The 3,243-nt window shown below is 37.3% G+C and carries 3 protein-coding genes; all 3 read right to left on the bottom strand.

Annotated elements, in window-relative coordinates:
* Nucleotides 1-132: 132 nt before the first annotated feature.
* Nucleotides 133-783 carry a hypothetical protein gene (locus WFK35_RS21690; RefSeq protein WP_336734632.1) on the bottom strand — a complete coding sequence of 217 codons (651 nt, stop codon included), beginning with the start codon at nt 781-783 and terminating at the stop codon, nt 133-135.
* Nucleotides 784-821: 38 nt separating this feature from the next.
* Nucleotides 822-1,949 carry a glycoside hydrolase 100 family protein gene (locus tag WFK35_RS21685; protein WP_336734630.1) on the bottom strand — a complete coding sequence of 376 codons (1,128 nt, stop codon included), beginning with the start codon at nt 1,947-1,949 and terminating at the stop codon, nt 822-824.
* Nucleotides 1,950-2,014: 65 nt separating this feature from the next.
* Nucleotides 2,015-3,243 (bottom strand): TonB-dependent receptor domain-containing protein (locus tag WFK35_RS21680; protein WP_336734628.1); only part of this gene is annotated, 1,229 nt, incomplete at its 5' end.

The raw sequence follows: 3,243 nt of genomic DNA, 5'->3' as shown, positions 1-3,243 counted from the left end.
GCGCTCCTAAAAAAGAATATATGGGGTTAACCGCAGTCTGCTGAAGCCCGAAACTGTACTGGATGCCGAAAAATCCGACATTCATATTCCAGATCTGCCAGAAACTCAGGCGCGGAATGATTCTTTTTGCGTTCATAAATCTGTGTTTACAAGTTCATAGTTTTTTCCGAGAATAAGATCTGCATTATTTTTGAAACTGCGGATAATCTGATGTTCAATTTCCAAAACTTTTTCTACAAAATCACTTTGCTCGTCACGATTACGTTTCATGCGGTTTTCGTGAGTGTCTTTGTAGTTTCTGTCTATAAAAATTTTAAAATCAAATTCTTCGATCTCCAGAATGTACGTTCCTTCTACAATAATGACTTCGTATTCTGAAGTTTTTATTTTTTCTTTACTGATCAGATTCTCATTGTAGTAAACCAGCGGTTTTTCGATCTCATGAATATCTGCTTTAAAATCTTTTATATTTTGGGATAGTTTTTCAAGATCTACTTCCTGAATTCCCACATTTTCAATAGATTTCAGACGATTTTCGTGGTTGGTTTTCGGAGGAAGCTTAAAATAATCGTCCATCTGCAACACCAGACTTTTTACATTCTCCTGCTCCAGAATTTTCTGTATGGCAAAAGCCGTTACCGATTTACCGCTTCCGCTTTCTCCCGCAATTCCGATAGCTAATTTCTGTTTTCCATTCAACGAAAAGCGCTTTTCTAATATTGCTGTTATTTTTTTGGCTGTTGCCAGATGTTTCTCTTTTAATTCTATAATATCGCCGACCATTTTTTTACTTTTTAAAATGAAAAATTTGAAAAACTACCTTAGTAAGTCATTAAAAGATATCCCGATGCAGAAAAGCAAAGCTGTTCCGTTCCCAACGGCAATAACTGATCTGTGGAATAATATTCTCTGAAATGCTCTCCTTTTCCATTCATCAGTTCTTCGTACTGCTTCAGGATTTTTTCAGGAATGTCTTTTACGCCCTTATTTTTAAGTCCGAGACAAAGCCAGCCCAGAAATATCGGCCAGGAACCTCCGTTATGAAAATGATAAGGTTCATTTTTAAAACTGTAGCTGTAGTTGTTTTCCAGCAGGCGCCAGTCATCGTCTCCCGGAAAAATCACGGGATAAAATGCAGGAAGCATCCAATGTTTAAATTCAGCCTTTACACCATTCAGAAATTCTGAAAAAGCTTCTGTATCAAGATCAAAATCAAGTAAAAGAGCAAGCGCATTTCCTGCAAGATCAAAACGTCCGTCATATCCGTTAGCATTCAGCGAAGCATAGAAATAAGGTTTCGGTGAAACTTTCGAATAGGCTGTTTCGTGATATCTGGCTGAATCTGTTCCGTTTTCATTTTTATAAAAATTTTCCTGAATCAGCTTTTTTGTATTTTCCGCTAAAATTTTTAATGTTTCATCATCATAAATTTCAGCAGCGTTTTTTAAAGCCCAATATCTCAGAACATTATCATACAAAGTATATCCTGAAGTCACATATTCGTCTGCCCAGTTTCCGCCTAACGGACTGTATACCAAACCTCTCTGGTTGTATTCCCAGCTTTTAAGGCATGAAAGGGCTTTATAAATTTTTTCTTTCAGACTTTTTTTAAGCTCGTCATTTTGCTTGCTTTTAAGATATTCACAAGTTGTAACAATCCACCATGTTGTGGCATCTGTTCTGCCTACGTGTGTTCCGTAGCTTGCTTTATCATTTACCACATTGGAAGGGATCTGTCCGTTTTCTGCCTGATGTCTGGCGAGTGTAATAACAGATTTTTCCAGTCCGGCAAGGATTTCTTCATCATGTACTAAAATTCCGGCATATCCCGTCATCATAGAATCTCTCGCCCATACTCTTGCGTAGTTGTCTCTCTGTTGTGCAGATGCCAGAATTCCTTCTTCTGTAATGGCTTTCCTTATAATTTCAATGGCTTCCTGTCTAAACATATTTTATTTTTTTGAAAAAATGCGGAATGAACGTTCATTCATTCCACATTTTTAAGGTAAAAGTATTAAAAGTCAAATTTTACACTTGCGCTATAGCTGCTTCCCGGAAGCGTTCTTGCTCTTACGATTCCGTTTCCTCCTGCGATAGATCCTTCTTCAGCTTCTGTAACTGCAATGGTATTGAAGATGTTGTTTGCATTTACGCTAACCGAAAGATTTTTCATCAACTGGTAAGAAATATAAGGGTTTACAATCGCGTAACCAGGCATGATTAATTTGTTTGAATCCTGAGTGTAAGCTTTTGTTGCTCCGATAAGATAGAAACCAACATTCAGTTTGTCTACGTTGAAGTTAGGATTTACGGAGTACATCAATTTAGGTGTTCTTCTAGGCGTGTTTCCAACAACAGTCGGATCAAGTGCGTTTTTAATTTCCGCGTGGGTATAGGTAAGTCCTGCTTTTACGTCAAAACCTTTAGCAATTTTATAATATCCGTCCAATTCTACCCCAAGAGACTGGTATTTATTTTCTGTTTTTCTCTGTGTAGTTGCCTCGTAATTCGCTTCTTTGGTTCCTGCATAGAAAAGCGTTGTATTAAGGAAATATCCTGCTCCTCTTAATTTGTAACCGGCTTCCACCTGATTTACTTTGTTTACTTTTACAGCATCCAAAGCAGGATCATCATTATTGGTATAGTTGTATCCTGAGAATAAAATTCTGTCTGCAGAAGCACTTCCACCCTGGCTCACTCTTGCAAATACGGCATTTTTGCTGTTTAAAGCATAATTAGCACCTACTGAATATCCGAAAATTCCATATCTGTATTTTACAGGAACATTGATATTGTCGTTAGAACCTACCAATTGTTCAGGAATATCGATAACCCCGTTTCCATTCATATCACGGCTTGTATAGGTAACGGTTCCTCCAGAGAAAGTTCCTGTTACTTTTCCGATATCATATCTTGCACCCGCATCAATGGTTAACTTATCAGTAGCGTTAATTTCGATCTGTGCGTGAGGCGCAGTAATATCATATTTGGTATTGTAATTTCTTTTTAAATTACCCCAGTCTTTCATTCCATAGTTAAGTAACCCCTGATCTGTGATGAAAGCTCCTGAAAGATTTTTAACATCTACCAATCTTGCATTGCTGTCGCTTACTTCCTGAATATAGTTGTTCCACATCCAGTCCATATTGATGTTTTGGGTAGCTTTGTACAATCCTGCGTTGAATTTCACATTGCTCCATTTTTTGCTGATGTTAAAATCATTCACAAAATTATTGAAGTTGT

The organism is Chryseobacterium sp. VD8, from assembly GCF_037149975.1.
In the GTDB taxonomy this organism is placed as follows: domain Bacteria; phylum Bacteroidota; class Bacteroidia; order Flavobacteriales; family Weeksellaceae; genus Chryseobacterium; species Chryseobacterium indicum.
This window is presented reverse-complemented; position numbering and strand designations above follow the sequence as displayed.

Bases quoted from the DNA above. Each gene is read 5' to 3' on its own strand.
- WFK35_RS21685 (WP_336734630.1), bottom strand. From the start codon at position 1,949: ATGTTTAGACAGGAAGCCATTGAAATTATAAGGAAAGCCATTACAGAA.
- WFK35_RS21690 (WP_336734632.1), bottom strand. From the start codon at position 783: ATGGTCGGCGATATTATAGAATTAAAAGAGAAACATCTGGCAACAGCC.